The 23,915-nt window shown below is 63.0% G+C and carries 26 protein-coding genes and 1 pseudogene; 10 read left to right on the top strand and 17 right to left on the bottom strand.

Annotated elements, in window-relative coordinates:
* Positions 1-189 precede the first annotated feature (189 nt).
* Both ACSQ3Z_RS25640 and ACSQ3Z_RS25635 read left to right on the top strand, forming a co-directional pair.
* Entirely contained in the window at positions 190-1,545 is a 1,356-nt protein-coding gene (locus tag ACSQ3Z_RS25640; protein ID WP_436175136.1) for a sensor histidine kinase, read from the top strand.
* On the top strand, positions 1,542-2,189 hold the full coding sequence (locus tag ACSQ3Z_RS25635; protein ID WP_436174101.1) for a LuxR C-terminal-related transcriptional regulator: 648 nt from the start codon (positions 1,542-1,544) through the stop codon (positions 2,187-2,189). Before ACSQ3Z_RS25640 ends, ACSQ3Z_RS25635 begins: the two co-directional genes overlap by 4 nt.
* A gap of 166 nt (positions 2,190-2,355) precedes the next feature.
* On the opposite strand, the gene ACSQ3Z_RS25630 is transcribed toward ACSQ3Z_RS25635, so the two are convergent.
* The 3 genes from ACSQ3Z_RS25630 to ACSQ3Z_RS25620 all read right to left on the bottom strand — a co-directional run bounded on the left by ACSQ3Z_RS25630 (position 2,356) and on the right by ACSQ3Z_RS25620 (position 4,751).
* Complete coding sequence (locus ACSQ3Z_RS25630) at positions 2,356-2,832, bottom strand: hypothetical protein (protein WP_436174100.1); 477 nt, start codon at positions 2,830-2,832, stop codon at positions 2,356-2,358.
* Positions 2,833-3,342: 510 nt separating this feature from the next.
* Positions 3,343-3,798 carry a hypothetical protein gene (locus tag ACSQ3Z_RS25625; protein ID WP_436174099.1) on the bottom strand — a complete coding sequence of 152 codons (456 nt, stop codon included), beginning with the start codon at positions 3,796-3,798 and terminating at the stop codon, positions 3,343-3,345.
* Positions 3,799-4,166: 368 nt separating this feature from the next.
* On the bottom strand, positions 4,167-4,751 hold the full coding sequence (locus ACSQ3Z_RS25620; protein WP_436174098.1) for a dihydrofolate reductase family protein: 585 nt from the start codon (positions 4,749-4,751) through the stop codon (positions 4,167-4,169).
* Between the two features lie 95 nt (positions 4,752-4,846).
* Here ACSQ3Z_RS25620 and ACSQ3Z_RS25615 point away from each other — a divergent pair, with 95 nt between their 5' ends.
* Positions 4,847-5,269 carry a winged helix-turn-helix transcriptional regulator gene (locus tag ACSQ3Z_RS25615; protein ID WP_436174097.1) on the top strand — a complete coding sequence of 141 codons (423 nt, stop codon included), beginning with the start codon at positions 4,847-4,849 and terminating at the stop codon, positions 5,267-5,269.
* 16 nt (positions 5,270-5,285) lie between these two features.
* Here ACSQ3Z_RS25615 and ACSQ3Z_RS25610 read toward each other — a convergent pair whose 3' ends face one another.
* Both ACSQ3Z_RS25610 and ACSQ3Z_RS25605 read right to left on the bottom strand, forming a co-directional pair.
* Positions 5,286-5,690, bottom strand: a complete 405-nt coding sequence (locus ACSQ3Z_RS25610; RefSeq protein WP_436174096.1) for a hypothetical protein — start codon at positions 5,688-5,690, stop codon at positions 5,286-5,288.
* Positions 5,691-5,699: 9 nt separating this feature from the next.
* A complete protein-coding gene (locus tag ACSQ3Z_RS25605) occupies positions 5,700-6,059 on the bottom strand; it encodes a hypothetical protein (protein ID WP_436174095.1) in 360 nt (119 codons plus the stop codon).
* 726 nt (positions 6,060-6,785) lie between these two features.
* Between ACSQ3Z_RS25605 and ACSQ3Z_RS25600 the strand changes: the two genes are divergently transcribed.
* The 4 genes from ACSQ3Z_RS25600 to ACSQ3Z_RS25585 are packed head-to-tail and all read left to right on the top strand — an operon-like array spanning position 6,786 to position 11,900.
* Positions 6,786-7,964: an acyltransferase family protein gene (locus tag ACSQ3Z_RS25600; RefSeq protein WP_436174094.1), complete on the top strand. Its 1,179-nt coding sequence runs from the start codon at positions 6,786-6,788 to the stop codon at positions 7,962-7,964.
* The gene (locus tag ACSQ3Z_RS25595) at positions 7,961-9,070 is read left to right on the top strand and encodes a glycosyltransferase family 2 protein (protein ID WP_436174093.1); all 1,110 of its coding nucleotides are present in this window, start codon (positions 7,961-7,963) and stop codon (positions 9,068-9,070) included. The genes ACSQ3Z_RS25600 and ACSQ3Z_RS25595 overlap by 4 nt, the downstream gene beginning before the upstream one ends.
* Complete coding sequence (locus ACSQ3Z_RS25590; RefSeq protein WP_436174092.1) at positions 9,067-10,101, top strand: glycosyltransferase family 2 protein; 1,035 nt, start codon at positions 9,067-9,069, stop codon at positions 10,099-10,101. Before ACSQ3Z_RS25595 ends, ACSQ3Z_RS25590 begins: the two co-directional genes overlap by 4 nt.
* Entirely contained in the window at positions 10,098-11,900 is a 1,803-nt protein-coding gene (locus ACSQ3Z_RS25585; protein ID WP_436174091.1) for an ABC transporter ATP-binding protein, read from the top strand. The genes ACSQ3Z_RS25590 and ACSQ3Z_RS25585 overlap by 4 nt, the downstream gene beginning before the upstream one ends.
* A 50-nt stretch (positions 11,901-11,950) precedes the next feature.
* Here the strand turns inward: ACSQ3Z_RS25585 and ACSQ3Z_RS25580 are convergent, their stop codons facing one another.
* From ACSQ3Z_RS25580 to ACSQ3Z_RS25560, 5 genes are all read right to left on the bottom strand, one after another.
* Positions 11,951-13,465, bottom strand: coding sequence for a hypothetical protein (locus tag ACSQ3Z_RS25580; RefSeq protein ID WP_436174090.1), 1,515 nt, complete (start codon positions 13,463-13,465; stop codon positions 11,951-11,953).
* 390 nt (positions 13,466-13,855) lie between these two features.
* Positions 13,856-14,128 (bottom strand): cell division topological specificity factor MinE, encoded by a 273-nt coding sequence (gene minE / locus ACSQ3Z_RS25575; protein WP_006201441.1) that lies wholly within the window; start codon positions 14,126-14,128, stop codon positions 13,856-13,858.
* A complete protein-coding gene (gene minD, locus ACSQ3Z_RS25570) occupies positions 14,125-14,940 on the bottom strand; it encodes a septum site-determining protein MinD (protein WP_006201442.1) in 816 nt (271 codons plus the stop codon). The genes minE and minD overlap by 4 nt, the downstream gene beginning before the upstream one ends.
* A 75-nt stretch (positions 14,941-15,015) precedes the next feature.
* Positions 15,016-15,801, bottom strand: a complete 786-nt coding sequence (minC, locus tag ACSQ3Z_RS25565; RefSeq protein ID WP_436174089.1) for a septum site-determining protein MinC — start codon at positions 15,799-15,801, stop codon at positions 15,016-15,018.
* 269 nt (positions 15,802-16,070) lie between these two features.
* Positions 16,071-17,111: a hypothetical protein gene (locus ACSQ3Z_RS25560; protein WP_436174088.1), complete on the bottom strand. Its 1,041-nt coding sequence runs from the start codon at positions 17,109-17,111 to the stop codon at positions 16,071-16,073.
* Between the two features lie 223 nt (positions 17,112-17,334).
* Here ACSQ3Z_RS25560 and ACSQ3Z_RS25555 point away from each other — a divergent pair, with 223 nt between their 5' ends.
* Positions 17,335-18,138, top strand: a complete 804-nt coding sequence (locus ACSQ3Z_RS25555; RefSeq protein WP_436174087.1) for a hypothetical protein — start codon at positions 17,335-17,337, stop codon at positions 18,136-18,138.
* A 405-nt stretch (positions 18,139-18,543) separates the two neighbouring features.
* Here the strand turns inward: ACSQ3Z_RS25555 and ACSQ3Z_RS25550 are convergent, their stop codons facing one another.
* Complete coding sequence (locus ACSQ3Z_RS25550; protein WP_126043134.1) at positions 18,544-18,693, bottom strand: hypothetical protein; 150 nt, start codon at positions 18,691-18,693, stop codon at positions 18,544-18,546.
* Positions 18,694-18,751: 58 nt separating this feature from the next.
* Positions 18,752-18,883: pseudogene (locus ACSQ3Z_RS25545) on the bottom strand (PRC-barrel domain containing protein); the annotation flags it as partial.
* 552 nt (positions 18,884-19,435) lie between these two features.
* Between ACSQ3Z_RS25545 and ACSQ3Z_RS25540 the strand changes: the two are divergent.
* On the top strand, positions 19,436-19,852 hold the full coding sequence (locus tag ACSQ3Z_RS25540) for an HD domain-containing protein (RefSeq protein WP_436175135.1): 417 nt from the start codon (positions 19,436-19,438) through the stop codon (positions 19,850-19,852).
* 50 nt (positions 19,853-19,902) lie between these two features.
* Here ACSQ3Z_RS25540 and ACSQ3Z_RS25535 read toward each other — a convergent pair whose 3' ends face one another.
* The 5 genes from ACSQ3Z_RS25535 to ACSQ3Z_RS25515 form a co-directional block, all read right to left on the bottom strand.
* Positions 19,903-20,328 (bottom strand): globin family protein, encoded by a 426-nt coding sequence (locus ACSQ3Z_RS25535; RefSeq protein WP_436174086.1) that lies wholly within the window; start codon positions 20,326-20,328, stop codon positions 19,903-19,905.
* A 248-nt stretch (positions 20,329-20,576) separates the two neighbouring features.
* Positions 20,577-21,251: an HD domain-containing protein gene (locus ACSQ3Z_RS25530; protein WP_436174085.1), complete on the bottom strand. Its 675-nt coding sequence runs from the start codon at positions 21,249-21,251 to the stop codon at positions 20,577-20,579.
* A 44-nt stretch (positions 21,252-21,295) separates the two neighbouring features.
* Positions 21,296-21,781 (bottom strand): ester cyclase, encoded by a 486-nt coding sequence (locus ACSQ3Z_RS25525; RefSeq protein WP_436174084.1) that lies wholly within the window; start codon positions 21,779-21,781, stop codon positions 21,296-21,298.
* Between the two features lie 17 nt (positions 21,782-21,798).
* Complete coding sequence (locus ACSQ3Z_RS25520) at positions 21,799-22,557, bottom strand: SDR family oxidoreductase (RefSeq protein WP_436174083.1); 759 nt, start codon at positions 22,555-22,557, stop codon at positions 21,799-21,801.
* Between the two features lie 34 nt (positions 22,558-22,591).
* Positions 22,592-22,996, bottom strand: a complete 405-nt coding sequence (locus ACSQ3Z_RS25515; protein WP_436174082.1) for a nuclear transport factor 2 family protein — start codon at positions 22,994-22,996, stop codon at positions 22,592-22,594.
* Positions 22,997-23,090: 94 nt separating this feature from the next.
* Between ACSQ3Z_RS25515 and ACSQ3Z_RS25510 the strand changes: the two genes are divergently transcribed.
* A complete protein-coding gene (locus tag ACSQ3Z_RS25510; RefSeq protein ID WP_436174081.1) occupies positions 23,091-23,732 on the top strand; it encodes a TetR/AcrR family transcriptional regulator in 642 nt (213 codons plus the stop codon).
* The last annotated feature ends 183 nt before the right edge of the window (positions 23,733-23,915 follow it).

Below are 23,915 nucleotides of genomic sequence, written 5' to 3'. Positions count from 1 at the left end.
GGCCGCGGCGTTGCCGTGCTTCAAAGGCTCCGAAAGCCGCAGAAAATCCGCCTGCGGAAGAATCCTGCGTGCACAGCACGAAGGTCGATGTCGCAAATGCCGCGCTCACTCTATAATCATCGCCAACAGGGGGAGATTGCGCGATTGCCTGGGACCTTCTTGGGGGATTATTTACAGTACTGGCGCAAGCTGTCGCTGGCCTTGCAGTTCTTCATCGCGGGCGGCATCGGGCTTCTGCTGGTGATGCTGGTGGTCGGCCTGTGGGTGACCTCACAGATTCGGGAAGGCGTGATGCGCAATTCCGCCGCAACCACGGCACTTTACGTCGACAGCGTGATTGCGCCGCTGTTGCCCGACATGCGCGCCAGCCGCGAGCTCAGCGACACGGTCAAGCGGGCACTGGACGAGACGCTCGGTCAGGGCGCGCTCGGCAAGCGGCTGGTCTCGTTCAAGCTGTGGCGGCGCGACGGCATGATCCTCTACGCCAAGGACACTACGCTGATCGGCAAGCGGTTCGAACCGAACGCCAACCTGGTCGCCGCCTTTGGCGGCAATGTCGTTGCCGAGTACAATGACCTCGACGACGACCCCGAAAGCCACGAGGAGCAAGCGGTGAACGCGTCGCTGTTCGAAATCTACAATCCGGTGCGCGAACCCTGGTCGGGCGAAGTGGTCGCGGTTTCGGAGTTCTACGAGATCGCCGACGAATTCCAGGCGACACTGAACGCTGCCTTGTGGTCGAGCTGGCTGGTGGTGGCCGGCGCCACGGCAACGGCACTGGCGCTGTTGTCCGGCATCGTCTTTCGCGGCAGCCACACCATCCAGACCCAGCGCGCCGCGCTGGAGGCAAAGGTCTCCGAATTGCAGGCCGCCTTGTCGCAGAACTCGTCGCTGCGCCAGCGCGTGCAGCGTGCCTCGCGCCGCGCCACCGCAATCAACGAGCGCTATCTCAGGCGCATCGGCGCCGACCTGCATGACGGGCCGGCGCAGCTCGTCGCGCTGGCGGCGCTGCGGATGGACAGCCCCGTGCTGCTCGACCCCGGCTCGTCCGGCGAGCAGCGCGAAGCCGAGATCGCCGGCATCCACAAAACGCTTGGCGAGGCGATGCGCGAGATACGCGGCATCTGCAACGGCCTGGTGCTGCCGCAGATCGAGACGCAGGCCGTGATCGACATCCTGCGGCTCGCGGTCAGCGAGCACGAACGGCGGACCTCCAGCTCGGTGGCGCAGACACTTCCGGCCCGCTTGCCGGAACTCGGCACTTCCGAGAAGATCAGCATCTACCGTTTCGTCCAGGAAGGGCTGAACAATGCCTGGCGGCATGGAAAAGGCAGGAACCAGGCGGTGAAAGCCGGGGTGAAGGGTGGCAGGTTGATGGTTGAAGTGATGGACGACGGCCCCGGCTTCGAGCCCGGCAGGAGCGAAGGCCTCGGGCTTGCCGGCCTCAGGGAGCGCATCGAGAGCATCGGCGGGCAGTTCGAAACCCTGTCCGGCCCGCAAGGTACACGATTGGTGATTTCACTCTCAGTCGAGGAGCAGCCGTGACCGGCATCATCCGCATCGCCATTGTCGACGACCATCCGCTGTTTCGCGAGGGCGTGGCGCGCAGCCTCGGCGAGATCGGCGGCTTCGAGCTGGTCGGGGAAGGCGCCAGCGCCGAGGACGCCGAAAGGCTGGCCCACACGATCGCGCCCGACATATTGCTGCTCGACATCAGCATGCCCGGCGGCGGGCTCAACGCCGCGGCCAGCATCCTGTCCGGTCACCCCGGCCAGAAGATCGTCATGCTGACCGTGTCGGAAACCAATGCCGACGTTGCCCAGGCGCTCAATGCCGGCGTGCGCGGCTATGTGCTGAAGGGCGTCGGTTCGAAGACGCTGGCCGAGATCCTCGGCGACGTCGCGGCCGGCCAGAGCTATGTATCGCCGACGCTGTCGGCCAAGCTCCTGTCGAACCTGTTGCAGCCGGCGAACCGCAAGCCCGACCCGCTCAGCCAGCTCACCGGCCGCGAGGCCGAGATCCTGCGGCTGGTGGCGGAAGGCTTGAGCAACAAGGAGGTCGCGGCCCGGCTGTCGCTGCAGGAAAAGACGGTCAAGCACCACATGACCAGGGTGCTGGCCAAGCTCAACGTGCGCAACCGAACGGAGGCGGCGCTGCTGATGCATGAGGCGAAGGAGCGGGAAAAGTGAAGAGTGAGGAGTGAGTAGTGGGTAGGTCGGCACAGTGATCCTGCCGCGACCACCAACTAACAACTACTCACTACTCACCACTCGCTCCTCCAAAACGTGCCACCCCCGCCCCCGGGGGCGGGGACGGGGGTGAAGTGAGAAACAGAGAGGGGGGGGTTCCCTGCCCTCACAAGGCCTGCAGGCGCGCCACATCCTCCGGCGTCGCCTCGCGTTCGATGATGGTGCGGCCGAGTGCATCCTGCATTTTGAAGCGGCCGTTCTCGATCTCCTCCTGCATGCCGTCGGGATGGATGACCGTGATCTTGTCGCCGTCGACCTCGACCGTGTCGCCGGTCACCGCATTGACGTGGGTGCCATGGTTGCCTTGGTTGCCCTTGGCCTTGCCGGAGTTGCCCTGGCCGACGTTTCCGGAGCCGGAATTAGCGCCGCCGCCAGCCGAGGATGAATTGCCACCGCCGTTACCGTTGCCACCGCCATTGCCGCCGCCATGGCCGCCGCTGTTCCCGCCGGCGGCGTACGCCATCGAGGGAGCGATGCCGGCGGCGCCGTGGAGCTTGACGTGGGATAGGGCGAGCGTCATCACCAATGCCGTCGAAGTCAGCAAAGCGAGCCATCCCTGGCGGGTCAACGACAGTCTGCGCATCCTCCCCCCGTGTCGGCCTTTGGCGGTCTGGCCGAAACCGGCATGATCGAGAGGAGCATCCATGCATCGGCGCGCGCGCGAAAGCGGCCCACGACCCTTGCCTTGCCCGTTCGGACTTTTTTTGCTGCCGGTGCCGGACTTATGTCGCAACGCCGGCGCCAGGACCGGTCATCGGTCAGCGCCATGCACGCGATGAAAACAACCGCAAACGAGGCCGGTTACTGGGCGTTAACCAACCCTCTTGGAAAACAGACGGCAGTTCTTTAAGATTGAAGCGCGCGAAAAAGCCGGACAGCAGCAACAAACCGCGATGCGCCAAGAGTTTCGTTTGCGGAAATGCAGCCGGAACCCCCAAAAAATACCCCCGCCAAAAGGCGGGGGCAAGGTGAGTAGCGGGAGTTCTGTCATACGATGATCAAGAACCGAAGAGACGAAGCAAAAGGTGGCAACCTGATTTTGCAGCGCTGACCTACGGTCCCGAAAAGATCACTTCCAGATAGAACCTCGCTCTCACAAACTCTTCAAACGCGCCATATCGGCTGCGGTTGCCGCTCTGTCGACGATGGTACGCCCAAGCGCATCCTCCATCCTGAAGCGGCCGTTTTCGATCTCTTCCTTCATCCCGTTTGGATGAGTAACCTTGATGCTCTTGCCGTTGACCTCGACCTTGTCGCCGGTCACGGTATTCACATGAGTGGCGGAGCCCTTGTTCGCGCTGTTGCCCTTGCCCTTGCCGTTGCCACCGCTATTGCTGTTTCCGCTGCTGTTTCCGCTGCTGTTCCCGTTGCCGTTGCCGCCGCTGTTGCCGCCGCCGTTTCCGTTTCCGCCATTCCCATTGCCGCCCTTGCCGGCATAGGCCTTGGTGGCGACTGGGCCATCGATGGAGAGTTGAAAAGGCGCGACAACAAGCGCAAGCGCCGTTAGCGCTCGCAAGACACACCTGCTGCCCATGCGCAGATCGCGCATCCCGCTCTCCCCATGCCGGTCACCCGGCCCGACTCCTAGCCGAAAACCCCAACGGCATTGTCGAAGTGAAATCATTCACAAATCGGAGCGCCTTGCGGAAGTGGCCCACGACCCTTGTCTTGTCGATTCAGACTTTTGCGGAAGTGGATTCAGACTTAAGTCCTAATTCAACCTCCGGATGTGGCCCTGCGTGCGGGCACGCGGGCGCTCTGCCATGTCTATTCCGTGCGCGGTCGGCCCCGGCCATGCCTAGCCGGCTAAGCCATTCATGGCCGTCCAGGCGATTTAAGAACAGGCCAAGGCACGGCCTAGGCCGGCAGGGCACGGTTTGAAAAACGGTCCGGGGCATGGCCAAAGCCAGCCCGGGATTACGCCGGCCCGTAGCGGCTGACCACGATGCCGCAGGCATAGGCCTTCGATCCCAGGAGGCGGAGCCTTCCGAAGCCGCCCTGATCGAAGATCCTGGTCCCCTCGCCCAGCGCCGCCGGATTGATGAACAGCTGGAACTCGTCGACCAGCCCGGCCGCGATCAGCGCCGAGGCAAAGCCCGCCCCACCGAACACGGCGATGTCGCCTCCCCCAGCCGCCTTCAGCGCCTCGACCTCGCTCGGCAGGTTGCCGCTCACGACCGTGGTGCGTTCCCACCGCGAAGCCTGCAGCCTGTCGCTCGCCACCACCTTGCGGACATCGACGATGCGCTGCGCAAACGCATAGAAGGGGTCGCGCGGATAATTCTTCGCAGCGTTGCCCCAATGGGTCAGGTACCCCTCCTCGGCCATCTTGCGGCTGAGCAGGATGGTGTCGATGCCGGCGAAGACGGCGCTGAAATCCTGTTTCAACGCCTCGTCCCAGGGGCAATCGCCGCCCCAGTTCCAGAGCTGCCAGTCATGATCCGCGTTGGCGCCGACAAAACCGTCGACCGACATCTGCATCTGCAGGATAAGCCTTCGCATCGTCATTCTCCTCGCCAACGGTTTACTTCTGGAACCATTGACGGAATGCGAAAATAGTGTCAATAGTAAAGCGATTTAAAAATGGAACCATTGAGATGTCGACCAAGGGAAAATCCGGTTGCCCGATCAATCTGTCGCTCGAACTGCTCGGCGACCGCTGGACCCTGCTGATCGTGCGCGACCTGATTTTCGCCGGAAAGAAGCACTTCCGGGAGTTCCTGCAATCCGACGAAGGCATCTCGTCGCGCACGCTGGCCGAGCGGCTGCAGACACTGCAGGACGAGGGCATCCTGACCAGAAGCGATGATCCCACGCATGGGCTGAAGGCAATCTATCGGCTGACAGAGGCTGGCATCGATCTGCTGCCGGTGCTGGCAACGCTGGGCGGCTGGGGCAGCAGGCACCGCGCCGCCGACAGCGATCTGGCCAGGATCGCCGAAGAGCTTTCGGCGGGCGGAGAAGCGGCGCTGGAAGCCATGAAGGCAAGGCTGCGCGCCGAGCACATCGAGGCGGCGTAACCCCAGACGCAAAAACCTATTGGGGCGACGGCACCGGCGGCTTTGCCGTGACCGCGGCGCCGAAGGCAGCGGCGATGACCGCAGCAATGCCGAGGCACTGCAGCGCCGTCAGGTTCTCGCGCAGGAACAGGAAACCCATCACGGCGGCGCTCAACAGAATCGACGGATTGCCCAACGCTGGCGCCGCGCCGGCAAGCCCGAAGGGCAGCGACAGCACCGCGGCGATCGCCATGCCATAGGCGACGGTGCGCCCGCCGAGCTCGGCGCCGGCCTTCTGCGCAAAGACGATGTAGAGCGCCCAGCAGCCACCGGCGGCCAGCGCGAGCACCACGCCCACAGGATCGAGCGCTTGGCGCACATCGGCAAAAGGCGACAACAGCACGATGCCGGCCACCGCCAGCGCCACCCATAAAAAGTCCATTGCGCGCCGTCACGAGAACGCGGCGACCAGCAGCGGGCCGGTGAACTCGAGGGCCACGCAAATGCCCAGCGGAATCCTGGTGAGCGCGGCATAGAAGAGGAGGTTCATGACGCAGAGCGTCACCCCATAAGCGGCGAGCCACGGCCAGACGGCGCGCGACGGCCTGACCCGCCAGGGCCTGAGCACGGCCGCCAGCATGAGCGCGCCGGCGACAAGCCTGAGCATCGTCGTGCCCTCGGCGCCGACCAGCGGAAACAGCCCCTTGGCGAAGGCGGCGCCGATCTGCACCGACATCATGGCGCCGAGCAGCGCCACAAGAGGGATCGTGCCGGCTTCAACCGCAGACTTGGCAATCGGCGTCGACGTCACCTTGCTTCGTTCCTCCGTGCCCCTTGGTTCGCGCGACGGCGTACAAAGGGCATGGCTGGAGATAGGGCCAACCAGCCGGCCTGTCGTGAGGCACGGCAACCACGGTTGATGGGGCAAGGGCAAACGATTTCACGCTTGCGAACCTCTAATTTCGGCGGGACAGAGGGGGACGAATGAACGCTACAGCTTCATTTTGCGCCATACTTCGCTGCATCGCACAAGCTTGCCGTGCCTTGCTCACTTGCTGCAAAGTAGCTCAAAATCGAAATCTAGAAAACTTCTATTTAAATATCACATGCACATTTGCAAATATTTCTAAGCATCCTCGCAGAATACAAACTGATCAATACTTTAAAACAACCAGAACGAGCAGTGAATCATTCACACGAAGCTCCGATACCCGGGGGGCCAGTTACCGAAAATGTCAAAATATGGGCGGTCTTTAGCCATTTTTTCGACATCGACATCACAGATGTGTTTCAGCATGGTAAACATTTTGTGTTGCGCTGCAGCATAGCGTGAGACAATCGTTGCCCGATTGGACAGGCGCGGAGGAGGTTCCGGTATATTGACCAGAGTGGGCTTTCCGCTGACCGGTTTCGAGGCCGCCCCGGGCGCAAGGCGCGGGCCACCGGCGGGCGATATCGGAGCGCTGTTGCATTCCACTGCCCGCTGGCCTGGCGCGACATTGTTTCATCGGAGACATCGCACCGGCGGACGCGGCTGATGTCAAATCAGCGCGACATACAGCTCGATGCGCTGCGCGCCATTGCCGTGATGATGGTGCTGTACTCGCATTTCTTCGCCGCGGGCGGCTCCTCCTTCCTCGGTCATCTCGGCGTGCGGCTGTTCTTCGTGCTCTCCGGCTTCCTGATCACGCGGCTTCTGCTGGAAGCCCGTGCGGCCGCCGAGTTCGAAGCCGGGCCGGCGCTGCGCTCCTTCTACATCAGGCGGGCGCTGCGCATATTCCCGCCCTATTTCGCCGTGCTGGGTTTCGTCTGGCTGACCGATCTCGAACAGTCGCGTGGATCGCTTCTGTGGCACGCGCTCTATCTCTCCAATTTCTGGTACGCGCTGCGCAACGAGTGGACGCCCTGGCTGCTCTGCCATTTCTGGAGCCTGAGCATCGAGGAGCAGTTTTATATCGCGTGGCCGCTGATCGTGCTTCTGGCGCCGCGCCGGCGCATCGAGGCGATCACCATCGGCGTCATCGCGGTCTCGCTGGCCTACCGCTTCTACTGGCCGGTGACCGCCAACACGGCGCTCGCCCGCGACCTGCTGCCGCCGGCCTCGATGGACGCGCTGGCTTGCGGCGCGCTGCTCGCCACGCGGGCGACCAGAGGCGCCACCCTGCCACAATGGATGCAGCGCGGCTGGCCGGCCTTCGCGGCCGCGTTCCTGGCGATCCAGTGGTTTATCCCGGCACCCGCCGATCCCATGCTGGAATGGGTCCACTGGCTGCTGCTCCAGGTGCTGCCGCTGGTGCCGCTGGTGGCCATTGTCGCCGCCTGTTCGGCCGGGCTTGGCGGCATCCTCGGCAAGCTTGCCGAACTGCCGCCGCTGCTTGTCCTGGGCCGCATCAGCTACGGCGTCTATCTCTATCACCCGATCCTTCTGGCCTATGCCGTCAAGGCGCAGCCCTGGATCCCGCTCAACGTCTCCGAGCAAGGGCCGGGGCGGTTCCTGGTCGCAGGCACCGCCACGATCGTCTTGGCGTCGATCTCCTGGCAGGTTTTCGAAAAGCCGCTCAACGGCCTCAAGCGCCATTTCCCCTATGTCGCCCGCCGTGCCACCCACGAACGCGCAAGCGAGGCCGGCTGGTTCGGCAGGCCGGCCTATCCCACAGGATCGCCCGACGGCCGCGAGCCGCCGCGCAATCTCCGGCGAACGGGTGCCAGCCAATGACCGCCGCCCCGCTCGTTTCCGTTCTGCTGCCGGTCTACAATGCCGGGCCTTATCTCGCTGCTGCCGTCGGCTCGATCCTGCGGCAGGACTACGATCGCCTCGAGGTCATCGCCATCGATGACGGATCGACCGACAACTCGCTCGAGATCCTCGAGCGACACCGCCGGGCCGACGACCGCGTTACAATCATCTCGCGCGAAAACCGCGGCCTCGTCGCCACCCTGAACGAGGGCCTGGCCATTGCCCGGGGCGAGTTGGTCGCCAGGATGGATGCCGACGACATCGCCTATCCCTGGCGCCTGTCGCGCCAGGTGGCGCTGTTCGACCAGCGGCCCGAGCTCGGCTTTTGCGGCGCCGGCATCGATACCTTGCTGCGCGGCCGTATCGCCAAGGGCAGGCTCGATCCGGTGTTCCAGTTCAGCCTGCCGATATTGTCGATGTTCTTCACGGTCTTCATGCATCCGACCGTGGTCTACAACAGGAAGGTCATCGACGAGGGCAGTCTCCACTACGATCCCGAATACAGGCACGCTGAGGATTTCGATCTCTTCGGGCGGCTTGCCCGCCGTTTCCCTGCGGCGATGATGCCGGAAAACCTGCTCGTCTACCGCATCCACCCTGGGAGCGTGACCAGCCGGCATACCAGGGACATGCGCCGGACGCATTTGCGGATCGTGGCCGAGAACCTCGAGCGCGAGGGCCTGGCGGACCGCACCGAGGACCTGCGGGCCATCGGCGATGCCGTCTCGTTCGACACGGTTGCGCGCGCCGCCCAGTTCATCGTTGCGCTGGAAGAACGGATTTCCGCGCTGCCCGATGACGCGCGGCCGAGCTTCGCGGCCGGCGCGCTCAACCTGTTCTATTTTCTCTACCAGCTCATCGGCGACGAAGGGGAGCCTGCTCTGACGCATGAATTGCTGACGCGGACCGCGAAGTGGAACGCCATCCGGCGCCGCGAGAAATACGCGCTGCGCCCCGGACCCTGGGCGCCCCGGCTCAGCCTCGCCTCGATCGCTGCTGGCAAAAAGGCGGACCAGGTGGCGCATTATTTCAAGACCAGGCCGGCCCGCGCGGTGCTTGCGCCTTATCAGCGGGGGTTGGCATGAATGACCAGCCGCATCCACTCCTGCAACGCGATCGCCCGGCTCCTCCCCGGCCGGGGCAGAGGCCGGCGTTCGCGGTCAGCTTCATCATCTGCACGCGCGACCGCCTCGCCGTGCTCGAAGCCTGCATCAAGTCGGTCCAGGCCGCCTGCCGGGCGCATCCCGGCTTCGCCGCCGAGATGGTGGTGGTCGACAATGGCTCGATCGACCGTACGGCGGAGCGCCTCGCGTGCCTGGCCAAGACCTCGGACATTCCGCTGACCGCCGTTTCGGAGCCGCGGCCCGGGCTAGCGGCGGCGCGCAACGCCGGCCTGGCGCAGGCGCGGGGCCGCATTCTGGTCTTCGTCGACGATGACTGCGCGGTCGATCGCGACTACCTGCGCGACTTGATGCGGCATTATGCGAGCGGCGATAAATGGCTGGTCCGCGGCGGCCGCGTCGAACTCGGCGATGCCAGGGATCTGCCCTTCACCATCAAGCGCTGCGAACAGCGCGAGCGGCTGACGCCTGCCGTTCATCCGGGCGGCTTCGTGCTTGGCTGCAACATGACCATGCACCGCGACGTCGCGGCCCGCATCGGACCGTTCGACGAACGCTTTGGCGCCGGCGGCCCGCTGCGCTCGGCGGAGGATACGGATTACCTCGTGCGGGCGATGTTCCTGGGCATTCCGGTCGAATACGTGCCCGACATGACGATCTTCCATCATCACGGCCGGCGCGATCGCAAGTCGATCGACAGGCTGCACCGCGACTATCATTTCGGCAACGGCGCGCTGTGCCTGAAGCATGTGCGGCGCGCGCCCTGGCTGCTGCGCCATTTCTACTGGGCGGCGCGGGCAGCCATGCGCGAGCTTGCCGGCGGCCCGCGCTTCGACCACGATCTCGGCCTGTCGCATTGGCCTGTCGTCGTCATGAACCTTGCAGGTGCCGCCAGATTTGCGCTGCTTTTGATAGTCGGACGGCGCAAGCAGCCGCGGCTGCAACCGGATCGGCAGGCCAATGAAGCCGGCGCGGAGGCCAGGGCACGACAATGAAGCTGATGCCGCCAGCCTTGCCGATGCTGCGCCGCGCGCTTGGCGGCGGGCTGCTGCGGCTTGTTCCCGCCGTGGTGGTGCTCGGCCTGGCGGGCGCGGCCCTCGAAGGCCTCGGCATCGGCCTGATCATTCCGCTGCTCGGCATCATCATGGGGCATGGCGACACGGCCGGCATGGCCGGCTTCTCCGCCCTGCTCCAGCAGGTTGGAGCGAGCCTCGGCGAGCGCGAGCGGCTGATCGCCATTTCGGCCGCCATCCTCGGCTCGATCGTGCTGAAGAACGCCCTTGCCTTCGCCAACACGCTGGTCACCGCGCATATTTACGGCAAGGCAAGCTCTGCGATCCGCAGCGCGCTGTCGGAGCGGCTGCTCAAGGTCGGCTACCCGTTCTTCCTGCAGCAGAGCCCCGGACGGCTGCTTAACATCATCTCCAACGAATCCTGGCGGGCCTCGGATGCGATCCAGGCCCTGCTCGGCGCGATCGTCAGCGCCTCGGCGGCCATCATCCTGCTCGCCTTCCTGCTGCTCTTATCCTGGCAGATGACGCTGCTGGTGACGCTCGGGCTGGCGCTGGTGCAGTTGGCGCACGCCCTGCTGTCGGCCAATCTGAAGGCGCCGAGCCGCGGCGTCGCCGCGCGCAACAGCGCGCTTGCCTCGCAGATGCTGCATCTGGTGCATGCCGGCCGCCTGATCCGCATCTTCGGCCAGGAGGACCGCGAGAAGGCGGTGTTCGACAGAGCCTCCGACGGAGTGCGGCGCGCCGCTTTCGTGCTCTCGACCCGCCAGGGCGTCCTGCCGCCGCTGACCGAGGTTCTGCACGCGATGCTGTTCCTGATGGTGGTGATCGGCGCCTGGATCGCCAATGTCAGCTTCCCGCTGACCGCCGCCTTCCTTATCCTGCTCTACCGGCTGCAGCCGCATATGCGCGCCTTGCAGATGTCGTGGAGCCAGTTGCAAGGCCTCTCCGGCTCGCTGGAAGAGGTGCAATGGCTGCTTGATCCCGCGGGGAAGCCGCCGCCGCCGCAAGGCAGCCGTCCCTTCGACGGCCTGCGCCAAGCGATCAGCTTCGACGATGTCAGCTTCACCTATGCGGGATCGGCCGCGACTCCCGGCCCGGACGCGCGTGGGGCGGTGCTGCACCAGGCCACGTTCACCATCCGCAGCGGCCGCTCGACGGCGCTGATCGGCCGTTCGGGTGCCGGCAAGACGACGATCGTCAACCTGCTCTGCCGCTTCGTCGAGCCCGACGGCGGCAGCATCCTGGTCGACGGGGTCTCGCTTGGCGAGATCGACCCCGGCCAATGGCGCAAGAACATTGCACTGGCCAGCCAGGAGCTGGAGCTGGTGGACGGCACGATTTTCGACAACATCGTCTACGGCCACGACACCGCTTCAGCCGACGACGCCGAACGCGCCGCCAGGCTGGCCGAGGCGCATGAATTCATCGAGCATTTGCCGCAGGGCTACAAGACGCTGGTCGGCTACCGGGGCGTCAACCTGTCGGCCGGGCAAAGGCAGCGCATCGCGCTGGCGCGCGCGCTGGTGCGCGATCCCGACATACTGATCCTCGACGAAGCCACCAATGCCGTGGACGGGCTGTCGGAAGCGGCCATCGTCGAGACGCTGAAGTCGCGCGCCGGCCGCCGCACCACCATCGTCATCAGCCACCACCACAGCACCATCTCGTTCTGCGACGACGTGGTGATCCTGAGCCGCGGCCGGGTGAAGCAACAGGCGCCCTTCGCGCAGCTGGCAAAGCTCAGCATGGACGAGCTTTACCAGCACGAAGCCGGAGAGTGAGGCCAATCTCCCCCCTGGTGGGGGAGATTACCCACTCCGCCGCTTTCGCCCTACGACGTGGCGCGCAGGTTGCGGTGGGCGCGGCGCCGGTGCGTGGCGCGCGCCTTTTCGGCGACCACGCCCTTGATCTCGACCACCACCCCGTCGTCGCGCGGCCTGGCGCCAACCGCGTCGTCGCGCGCCCTGGCCTCGGTGACCCGATGCAGCCGTTCATAGGGCAACAGCTCCTGGATGCGGGCATTGAGCGACGCGATCTCGGCGCGCAGGTCCTCGCATTCCTGCTTCTGGATATCGAGCTGTATCTGTTCGGACGCCTGTTGCAGCGTCAGCTGCGAAAGGTCCGCGCTCACGGTCGAAAGGTTCATCTTGTCGTTTTCGCTCTCGTTCATGAGGGCTGACAGTCTTTCATCGGCGATCCGCTTTTCGGCCACGGCGTCGCTCAATTCGGTCTTGAGCCTGGCGACCTCGCCGGCGGCCTCGCCGTTCTCGTTCGCGGCAAGCTCCAGGCGTGACTGGAGGCCCTGGATCTCGGAACGCAGGCCGCTCATCTCGGCCTGGGCGCGCTCCTGCTCGGCTTGCCTGTCGGCTTCGACGATGCGGGCCGCTTCGGTCATTTCCGACAGCTTCGCCTGCGCCATCTCGAGCGCGGTCCGCAGCCGCATTTCCTCTTTCTCGCTTTTGACGAACGCGGCAACGAGGTCGGCGATCCGCGCCGCTTCGCTGCGGTGCGTGGTCAACAGTTCGTCGAGCCTGTGGCGCGCCTCGGCTTCACGTTTCTGCGCCCTGTCGAGATCGATCGACAGGTTGACCTGCTTTTCCCGCAAGGTCTTGATCTCGCGCGAGCGTCGGTTGGCCTCGACCGTCCTGTCGGAAAGCGACTTGACGGCATCGCCGAACTCCGCCTCGCGCCTGGCGCTGGCATTGGCCGCCTCGACGAGTTCCAGCCTTGCCGCGGCCAAGGCGGTGCGAAGCGACTCGCGCTCCTGGACCAGGCTTGTCTCGCGCTGCTGCAACACCTCGACGGCGCTGTCGCGCTCGCGCTGCTTTTTGACCGCATCGTGGAGCTGTTGCGAAAGCACGCGTTGTTCCGCGGCCAGGCCGGTATTTGCAAGTTCAAGCTCGTTGGCGCGAAGGATGTCGCCGTGCAGAATGGTGAGGAATTCGCGCGTCAAATGGTGCGAGGTGCCGATCTCCGACAGTTTGGCGGTGATCTCCTCCAGATAGTCCCGCGCCTCGTGGAACAGCCCATCGACAGCGCCCAATGCAGCCAGCCGGGTTTGCGTGTGGGACGTCAGCCGTTGCACGGGCTGTCCTGTGCTGTCCTCGGGCGGCCCGGCCTCGGCCACCTCGCCCTCGGCCACCTCGCCCTCGGCCACCTCGCCCTCGGTCACCTCGCCCTTGGCGCCCTCGATTTGCAGACTGTCGCCCTTTGCCTGGAGATCCTCATCCGGAACGTCCTCCAGCGACTCGAGAGACTCATTGATGGCTTCCGCCAATTCCGTCTGCAGCTCCTGGAATACCTTGTCTACATCTTCAGCACGCTTGATCAGGCTCTTGAGGTTCATGTCATACACCTCTTACTCTGCCGCTTACGCAAACCCCTCGTACTTAATGAATTGCTAATGTTTCCCCTTTTACATCCTATGCTTTCGTAGGGGAAGCCCCTGCCGGCGGGTAGGGCGATCTAGCACATTTGGGGGATGGAAGCTCCGAGGCAGCCATGGAAAGGCTTGGGCTTCCTCGCCCCCACGGAGTGGGGGAGAGGTGGCTCGGCGAAGCCGAGACGGAGAGGGGGAATGGCTGCTTTCAAAAGAATTCAGAGGGAACCCGCCGGCGTGGCGAAGCCCTCTCCGGCCGCTTCGCGGCCACCGTTCCCGGGCGAGCCACGGATCTCGCCCGTCCTTTGGACCCCCGCCTTGCGGGGCGAGGAACCCAAGTTCTGCGAGGTCAGCCCCTCACCCCGCCATGGCCAGCGGCACGGCGCTCTTGTTGGGGATCTGGATGTCGATCTCCAGCGTCGACATGGTCTCGCCGCGGTCCATCGAGACCTGCAGATAGTCCTGGTCGATCTGCACGTGCTTGGCGATGACCGCCATGATCTCCTCGCGCAGGATGGAGACCAGATCGGGCTGGCTGCGGTTGCGGCGCTCATAGGCAAGCAGCACCTGCAGCCGCTCGCGCGCCACCGGCGCGCTGGAGCGCCGCTTGAAGAGGTCGAAAATGTTCATGCCGCCCTCCTTCCGAGCAGACGGTCGAGGAAGCCCTTGCGCTCGAAGGGCACCACGACGGGCAGTTCCTCGCCTTCGAGCCGCCGTGCCGCGTCGAGATAGGCCTTGGCGGCGGCGGTCAGCGGATCGGCCAATGTCACCGGCGAGCCGAGGTTCGAGGCCCTGAGCACATCCTGGCTTTCGGGAATGATGCCCAAGAGCGGCGTCGACAGGATTTCCAGAACGTCGTCGATCGAGAGCATTTCGCCGCGCGCCGCGCGGGCCGCATCGTAACGCGTGACCAGCACGTGCTTGGCGATCTGCTCGCCCTGCTCGGCCTTCATGGTGCGGGCATCAAGCAGGCCGATGATGCGATCGGAATCGCGCACCGAGCTCACTTCCGGGTTGGTGACGATGACCGCTTCGTCGGCAAAGCGCATGGCCAGCTGAGCGCCGCGCTCGATGCCGGCCGGGCTGTCACAGAAGACATAGTCGAACACCGAGCGCAGCCGCTCGATCACCTCGCCGACGCCCTCCTCGGTCAGCGCATCCTTGTCGCGCGTCTGCGAGGCTGGCAGCAGGAACAGCGTCTCGACCCGCTTGTCGCGGATCAGCGCCTGCGAGAGCTTTGCCGAGCCCTGGATGACGTTGACCAGGTCGAACACGACGCGCCGCTCGGCGCCCATGATCAGGTCGAGATTTCTTAAGCCCACATCGAAGTCGACGAGCGCCACCTTCTTGCCGGTCTTGGCGACCGCCGCTCCCAGTGCCGCCGTCGAGGTCGTCTTGCCGACGCCCCCTTTGCCGGACGTGACCACCACTACCTTGCCCATGAAAAGTGCCTCCGTTTTTGTTTCGTTGTCTTGTCGGTCGATCGGCGCCGCCACCCAGCGGCAGCCGAGCGTCTGTCAGCTGAATGGCGCGATGCGCAGCATGCCGTTGTCGAGAAAGGCCTGGACCGCCTTGCCGCGCACCGACAGGTCCATCTCCTCGGCCGTGCAATACCAACCGTCGACCGAGAGCAGTTCGGCTTCGTTCCTGCGGCAGAAGATGCGCGCCGCGGAATTGCCGAGCCCGCCGGCCGAAGCGCGTCCGCGCAGCGTGCCGTAGACGTGGATGGAGCCGGCGGCGACGATCTCGGATCCGGAAGCGACGGAGCCCAGCACAATGACATCGCCATGCGGATGAAACACGAGTTGCCCCGAGCGGATCGGCGTGCGGATCATCAGCGTGCCGTCGGCCGGCAAGGCCGGCTTCGCCAGGGCGGCTGCCCTGCCCTCGTTGGCCTTGTGCTCTTCAGCGCCCTCTTCCGCCTTGCCTTCTTCCGGCTTGCTTGGGGCTGCCTTGCGGCCGGGCTGCAACAGCCCGTCAGCGGTCGCCTCCTTGGCGCCGACCAGCGCCGGCGGCAAATGCGACCCAAGCTCGGCGCTGCCGTCGAGCTCGATGGCATAGACGCGGATACCGCGATGGCCAAGCACGGCGACCAGCGATTCGATCGCGGCGACATCGGGCTTCAGCGTGTTCAAATCAAGCACCACCGGGCGGCCGGCAAAATAGCCCGGCGAGTTGCCGATCCAGCGGTCGAGGCTCTCCAGCCACTCGTCCAAAGGCGCCTCCGGCGTCAGCGTGAAGGCGACGAAGGAGCGGGCGCGAAAGCGAATGGATTTGGCCTCGAGGGGGGCGGCAAAGGTCACTGGCGGCGATTCCTTACTGATAGGTAAACGCTAGGCCAGCCATGGTTAATGAAAGGTTAATTTTGGGGTTGGGGCGCGTTAAGGGCTGACTCGGCCAGCTTCTGTGGCGGGGCAGTCACAATCGCGTGTGGCTACCGGAGAACAAGGCGGTGCAAGCTTGCCTAGCCGCACTGGCCGGCGAATTGTCTCCCGGTGATGTCCGCGTGGCCTTAGCCGCACGCAGAGCGCAACGACCGGCTCGGCGCACTCGACTACCTCCGAGCGGATTATCAGCTTAATCGGCCAAACAAGTCGCTCTCCGACCCCCCTGACCTGTCGCCCAGGTCATTGTGTCGGCCAAGTATTGCATCCAATGCATTGCGATCGAGTGGCGTCGCTAAGGTGCTTTCATTGTATGCGAGGACGCGCAAAACCCTAGTGTCCTTTACCCTTCCGCCCTCGGAATGGAAGGCCCACTGCACCTTCATCGTATCGAAGATGTGAGGCTTCAGTGATTGATGTGCAACCAGGCGCCAGAAATCTTCATCCTCTATCCGGAAGAGCCGGTCATGGCCCGAACTGTCCCTGCCCTTCCACTGCCGCTGCTGGTCCCCACGTTCCCAGTTCGGGGAAGTGACCGTCACGGTATCAGTTGCCACGTGCCACGGCACCTCTTCGAGCACCTTCTCCTTTGGCGGCAGTGCCACATGCAACCGGCCGAAATCGCTACGCTTGATTGGAAATTCATTACTGTCCGAAAAACCGATACCTTTTACGTTGCGGTCAGCTGAGCATGCCTCATAGAATTTGTTGCGGGCCTCGAATTCCTCGCGGAACTGCCTCGGGCGGATGCCAATCTTGTTGAGTTCAGAAATGTCTTTTTGCAGAAATGATTTCGTGGCCTCGCTTACAATTAGCGCCCCAGTCTGGCACTCCATACGTTCTTGAATTGCCGGGGTGGGCGCCATTGCGTCACCGATCCACTCGGCCATTTGATGTCCGGCTACTTCAGCCCAGTGGTCCGGTGGAAATCCGGTAAGCCCTTTGACGAACCCGGCACCTATGTCGCTCTCTAACGCGCCCCACAAAAGCCCACAGGCTGTTGCTGCCACTGCCAATCTGGTTTTGAATGATCCGATTTCTGGCGGGAGTACCAGAATTTGATATGCGAGGGCTCCGTCAAATAAGTGTTCGTTGAATGCAGCGATGATCGCCTCTGCCTGTGCTGCAGTCTCAATGAAGGTTTTAAGTGGAAGATAGTGCTCTGGAACGTCGAAGTGGATCGGAATGATCTCGATCGCACGTTCCCCGAAAGTCGGTACTTCTGCCACCTTCTACGCCCCTTGCCGCGCCTACGAGCACTTCCCCGTGCAATAGAAGTACAGCGTGGGCTTGTGGTTGTGAAGCCAAAGTGTCCGATATGCACATCCCCCGATCTGGGGTCAGTTTGCGGGAAGCACCCCTAGTCATCACGATTCGCATTTGCGGAACGGTGATGAAAGATGCAACCTTTTCGAATGACTGCTGAGGTGACTACGCGAAGAGAGGGGAGCCATGCACCACAACAACCTTAAGGCGCTGCTCTGGGGACGAGGCGTCCCGGCTCTCGTAGGGGAGTTCGTGCCATCAACATTCCTAGGCGAACCCTCTGAGAAGTTTGAAGGCAAGGCGGTAACGTCGGGCACAGCGACGACACTAGATGGTTTCGAATGCCCATTGAGCTTTCTGCTCTCCAACATTTCGATTGCGCAAACTGTGAGGCAGGATGGCAAGCCGAGTTGGAGGATAGAGAGCGTCGGAATACCCATCGAGAAGCCGATCGGCGTGATCTTTTCAGGTGGAAACGAGTCGTTCGAAACAGAGATAAACTATGCTTTCGTGAACATCTTTGAGCCGGAAAAGTCAGACTCGGAGAAATCCGCACACCTCGTTGTGCCCAAGGACTCTGCCTATTGCCTGCTTGGCATCTACAAGTCACGCGACGAGATAGCAGAGCTGGTCAAGGTGATCTCGACAAAGTGTCGGGTGGCCGTGACGATCCATGTGAAGGCATGGTCCACAGGTTACCAGAAATACCTTCCGAGAGACTATCGTTGTGATGCCCATGAGCCGGCGCAGATATCATGCTACCCCGGCGTTGCGTCGCTACAGTTCTCGCAAGAAGATCTTGACCTGTTCCTAAGCAATGTGGGGACCGATACCGAAGGCGACTTAGGGGAGCCCAGCGGGGAGATCTATGGCGAACTGAAGAGCATTAATCGCCAACTTGCTTCATTCCAGAAGCAGATTTCCTGGTTCGCGATAATTCTCTTTATCCTTTTTGTCGCCTCGGGCGCCCTGTCTCGCTGGCACGGCTGACTTTCTGGAATATTGGCGCACCGCATTCGGAGAGAAAAACTCACTCACCCTTCTTCCACACCACAGCTTCCCTCTCAAGCGTCTCTGGCAACTCGTCCAGGTAATCGACATGGACTGTCATCACTGCACCCTTCCCGGTAAATGCGGTCGATGTCGGCCTCGGTGGAATGTCTGTATTCAATCGGACGCCACGACCACCCTTCATTAGAGCTGGCCCCAGTAGCGTGCCTGTTGTTGTCGCTTGCAGTTGGCATACCATTTCTTTCAATAAATCTCTAAATTTTGACCACCATGCGTCTGTTCGTTGCCCATTCTTCTTTGGCGCATGAAGGTAATCACCACCGCGTTGCAGTCACCCGCCCCTCCAGGGGACCTCAAGGGGGGGAAAGTGGCAGCGAGGTTCCCTCAATGCCGTTTGAAATACTGAACCTCGCGTTCGTGCTTCTCGGCGGCTTCGCGGGTGTCGAAGGTGCCGAGGTTGCGGCGGCGGCCGGTCTTTTCATCTTTCTTGCGCGAATAGAGGCGGTATTTTCCGGATTTGAGTTTTCTGATCATCGGTCTCTCCCCGCAAAAGGAGGAAGGGCCGGGCTGTCGCCGCGCCCTTGATCGTCTTTCAGTCGCGATGTTCAGGCATGGCTTTCAACTGGTCCTTGGTCCAGTTGGTGACGGCGTGGACGTCGCCATCCTCGTCGCGCATGAAATCCAGCTGGCTGGCGGCAACCGCCACAGGCTTGGCGCCGATGCCGAAGCCCCATTCCTCCTAGCGGTTCGGATTGTCCCTCAACACAACATGGAAGAAGAGAAGGCACGCCAATAACGGCACCACTCCACCCACGAAATCCTGAACCGTCAAGCCGAGGAAATGAACCACCACAAATGCCATTTTCAATCACCAAAACAGCCTCAGCTGTAGAACTTTCAGAATGAGCTAATGTTCCATTCGTTTCAGCCAGGCAGCGACCAGGAAGCTCTTCTTCAAGGCAATTCGGAATTCTCCGCGAAACAAAGCCCGCCACCGCGCGTTGATCTTCCGCCAGTTCACTCTGGCTACTCCAGAAACTCGAGCCCGCTGGCTCAACGCCGGCGGGTTTTTTTGGCATCGCCGGAGCAATTCGGCCGGAGCGCCGGAACAATTCGTCAACAATCCGGTTCCTCCCCTGCAGCGGTCCCCTCAACTGCTGCCGATCAGGTATTCCTGATCAACCCGCGTCTCCCCATCCAGGAAGACGCGGGTGCGGTTTGGTGCAATTTCTCAAACTGCGGCCCGCAGCCGAGAGGCAGACACAGGATCGAAGCCATGAGCGTGCTCTACCGCGCGGCAAAGATCGCCGAACAGGCCCATGCCGGGCAAACAGAAAAAACCGGGCAGCCCTATATCGAGCATTGCCGCCGCGTCGCCGACGCCGTCGAAACGCTGGAGCAGAAGGCTGTTGCCTACCTGCATGACGTTCTTGAGAAGAGCGAGGGTTGGAGCCGCGACCGGCTCGAAGAGGCAGGCTTCGGATCATCGATCGCATCCGCGGTTGACGCGCTTACGCGACGACCCGACGAGGACGATCTCGCTTTGGTGCGCAGGGCGGCCGCCAACCCGCTGGCACTGCCGGTCAAGCGCGCAGACCTTGCCGACAATCTCTGGCAGGCACGCCAGATTGGTGCCTCGACATCAAAATACGAGGACGGCTTGCGCGTCCTCGATGAAGAGTTCGGCGGTTGAATGCCTGCTCCATTGGAGCGGGCGGCCAAGCCGCCTTCGGCCGCCTCACCTCACGCCGCGAGCTGGACCTCGCGGGCGGCGGCGATCATCACACTCGCCAGCAGGCCGTAGGCTGCTTCCCAAGCCTCGCGCACTGGCGGCGTAAAGGCGGTGCCGAGGCCGGCCGCCAGCGTCTCGATCAGCGCCTGCCCGACGATCGGGTAATGATGCTCCTCGACGCCGTAGGTGACGTGCCGTTTGGCGAGTTCGCGCACGGTGGGCAGGATGGTCTCCGCACGGTCCAGCCCGTGCACGACGAAGCCCAGGCTTGCCATCAGCTTGGCGCCCTGCTTGGTCATGTCGCGCACCGGAAACAATGCCCGAAGGTTCTCGTCGATCGCAAACAGGCGTTCATAGAACAAGGCGGCGGCAGCCGCGCGGATCGGCACGACCTCGCGAAAGCTGTCCTGGACAAGTCTGATCTGGTCGGGTGTCATCGGCGCGTTCCTCTGGTTTCTGGTCTGGGCGACCATCCCCCCGGGGCGTTTCGCAGGCATGTCGCCTATCGGCGTCGATGTTTCAGTCTGGTTTCAGGTTGTATTCGGTTGTTTTCAAATTGCTTGCTGTCCACACGACCTCTTCCAAACCACCCGCCTCGCCGGCAGCCAGTCGGGTCAGCGCCGTGGCGGGTTTGCACCTCGCCGGATGACGACACGATAATCCGGGGATCGGGGCCGCCGGCGTCCTACTCTGCAAACGGTGCGTGATGGAGCAGGTCGACGGCTGAAGATCGCACATAGCCTTGCACGTATTTCGTGCCGAAGTCGGCGATGAAATTGTCCCGTGTGGTAGCCGGTTGACTTCTTGCCAGATTGGACAGGCAGGTCGTCATCATTTCCTTCATTTGAAGCCGAGGATAGGCCGATAGGATGGCTTCCTTGTCCCCATCGCCGAGCTCTTGGTAGCCGAAGCCGCCGTAATCGCACCCAATGCCCATCCCGGAACAGGCGACGTCGACGCCCTTGTGCCGCCCGATCGACGCCGTGGTATGCAGTGCGATCGCGTCCCATATTGTCCCAGCGCGCCGTTCGCCCATGTCATGGGCGAGGGCGAATGCCCGGCCGGCATCTGCTCCGACAACCTCGAAACGACGGTCGGGAACACTATCTCGCGCAAGGCCTATATCGTGCAGGAGCACCGCCACCGCGACCAGCTCGGCGTCCGGGGTCAGCGCGCGAGTCCGTGCCAGCTTGGCGCCAAAGAGCCACGAGCGAACTACATGGTTGAAAAGCCAGGGCGACGATTCAGCTTGTGCTTCCGCATAGGCGTCCTGAACAACGCGGCTGTCGGGCAAATCTAGATCCAACGTTCGGCCGACTGCCAAAGCATGGGCAAAGGCCGGATAGTCGCTTTCACTCATATTGCGCTCCATGGACAGGGTTAGATCGGCGGCGAAGGTATCCGTCAGGCGGCGATCTGCTGAAGCGCAGCCGTCCAATTCTCGATATGGTAGGCTTTCGCCAGTTTTCCGTCGCGAACGGTGAACAGGTCGATCGCCATGGTCCGAAAGGACTTTCCGGTCGGTGCGGCACCGAAGAAATTGGCTACTGGCGTTCCCGTCGCTTCGCCTCGCACGATGATCTGATCGTCCACCACGCGGATGTCGGCAATTTCCCATGCCAGGTCGGGAACGGCGGACCCAACCCCGCGGAACACTCCGGCCAGCTGGTCCCGCGTCAGATAATCCTGATTGGTGTGATAGGATTGGTAGTCGTCATGGCAGGCCTGAGCCAGCAGCGCCGACACATCCTTTTCGCCGGGGCGATTGAGCGCGTCATAGAGAGGCGCGACGATCCGGCGCGCTTCCTCCACCGTCAAGATGGCTCCATCGGCAACAGACATGTTCCTTCCTTTCATGCGTTCACGGCCGCCGAGCGACAGGCCAGGCAAGGCCCGTCATCGCCCGCTCAGACGGGAAAGGGGTTGGCGACGAGAAACTCGTTCAGCTGTTGAACCAGCGCGTGCTCGTTCGGGCCCGGATTGTCGCGCATCTGGCGGCTCGCCTCTACGACGAGTTCCGGTTCGTCGGTCGATAGCTGTTCCATGAGCTGGGCGATGAATTCGTCGAGCGGCATCGCCCGAGGATCGTCCGTTTTCTTGAACAGGTCGGTATTGACCCACGGCGGCACGATCTCCTGGACGCGCACCGACGTATCGCGAAGCATGAACCGCTGGGACAGGGAATAGCTGTGCAAACCGGCCTTGCTGGCTGAATAGACGGCCGTCTGCGCAATGGGAGTGTAGGCCACTACCGAACTGTTGTGGATGATGGTTGCGCTCGGCTGGGCCTTCAGGTGCTCGACAAGACCCGATGTAAGTCGGATCGGCCCCAGCAGGTTGGTCGAGATGATCGCCTGCGCCTGTTCGTCGTCGATCGCTGCTGCGGCATCGTCGAACGGCATGACGCCGGCGTTGTTGATAAGGACGTTGAGATCGGGATGCTCGGCGATGAGGCGGGCTGCGGCCGCATCGATGCTGGCCGGGTCGGTGATGTCGAGCTCAATCGCCTCCATCCCGGGATTGGCGGCAACCACTTCGTCCAGGTTGGCGCGCCGGCGGCCCGAAATGATGACCTTGTTGCCGAGCTTGTGAAATGCCTCGGCGAGGCCGCGCCCGATGCCCGAACCGCCGCCCGTGATGAAAATGGTGTTGCCGGAGAGCTTCATGCTCATTCTCCCGAATTGGGTTTTGGGGGAAGGATCAGGCTGGAAACTCGTCACCGAACATCGGCAGTCCGCTCTTCGACTGCTCGCGCCTTGCCTCGTCCTGGATGACGTCCCAATGCTCGGCAAGCCGGCCGTTCTCCATCCGCACGATGTCGACGACGACCCATGCCGGGTCGAGCCCGCCTCCGCTGAAACGTCCATGCAGAAGCACGTGGTCGCCCTCGGCCACGATCAGTGCATTTTCGTAGCGCAGCGAGTCCGGTGTCGACTTGACCAGGTTGAACAGGCCGTCGCGGCCCGGCTCGATATGCGCGCTATGCTGGATATAGTCGGGCGACCAGAAGGTCGCGGCCTTCTCGAAGTCTCGTCGGTTGAACAGCGTGTCGAACGCTTCCAGCACGATCCTCTTGTTTTCGTTCAGTGCGTTGCCTGCTGTCATTCCCTCGCCTCCACGATCCGAACATGCGACTTGATCGCGCCACGTCATGCGCTATTTTGTACAGCACTGCACAAAATAGGATGATCTAGGTTTTATGCAAGTCCGTACAAAACAAAAAAATCAGGGGGGTCGCCCGCGCAAGTTCGACGAGGGCGAAGCGCTCGGCAGGATGCGGCGGCAGCTGTGGACGACGGGGCTTTCCGGTACTTCGATCGAAGGGATCGCCCGCTCGGCCGGGCTCAACCGGCCTAGCCTCGCCGCGGCCTTCGGCGACAAGGACGCCATCTACGCGAAGGCTGCGGCGCAATATGGCAGGATGATGGACCATCGGATGCGGGAGGCGATGGCCGATGAGGATCTGGCAACCGCGCTGATGAATGCCTTTGCGACTGCGATCGACATCTACACGGAAAACGGACCGAACGGCTGCTTCATCACCTCGACGGCCCCGGCCGAGACGCTGACCAACTCCGTCGTTCGGGACATTCTCAATCGAACGCTCCACGACATCGACGCCCGGTTCCTCGAGCGGCTGGATAAGGAAAAAGGCAGGGGGCCCGCCGATCTTCCGCTGCTCGCCGCGCAGCTTGGGGCTACGCTGCACAGCCTGTCGCTGCGTGCGCGTGCCGGCTGGACGCGTGACAAACTGCATACTCTCGCGGAAGGGACGATACGCACAGTCCTCGCCTTTTATGGGAATCCTGATCGGCGCAGCTCTGAAGCGTCGGCCCCGTAACGCACACTCGACGCGGGTCACCAGCATGGCCCGTCATAGTCAGCTTGACGGCAAAGGGATGGTCGCCGAAAAGCAGCGCTTAGCTCGAGGCGCCGCACTAAGCCGATGGCAACGCCTGCCCTTGCTTGGTGTAAAAGCAAGCTATCGTGCTAAGATCGCCGGTCGGCATCCTGCTGCTAAGGC

Source organism: Mesorhizobium sp. LjNodule214, assembly GCF_964252735.1.
GTDB lineage: Bacteria > Pseudomonadota > Alphaproteobacteria > Rhizobiales > Rhizobiaceae > Mesorhizobium.
Note: the sequence above shows the minus strand (reverse complement) of the source record. Positions and strands in the feature narration are given on the sequence as shown.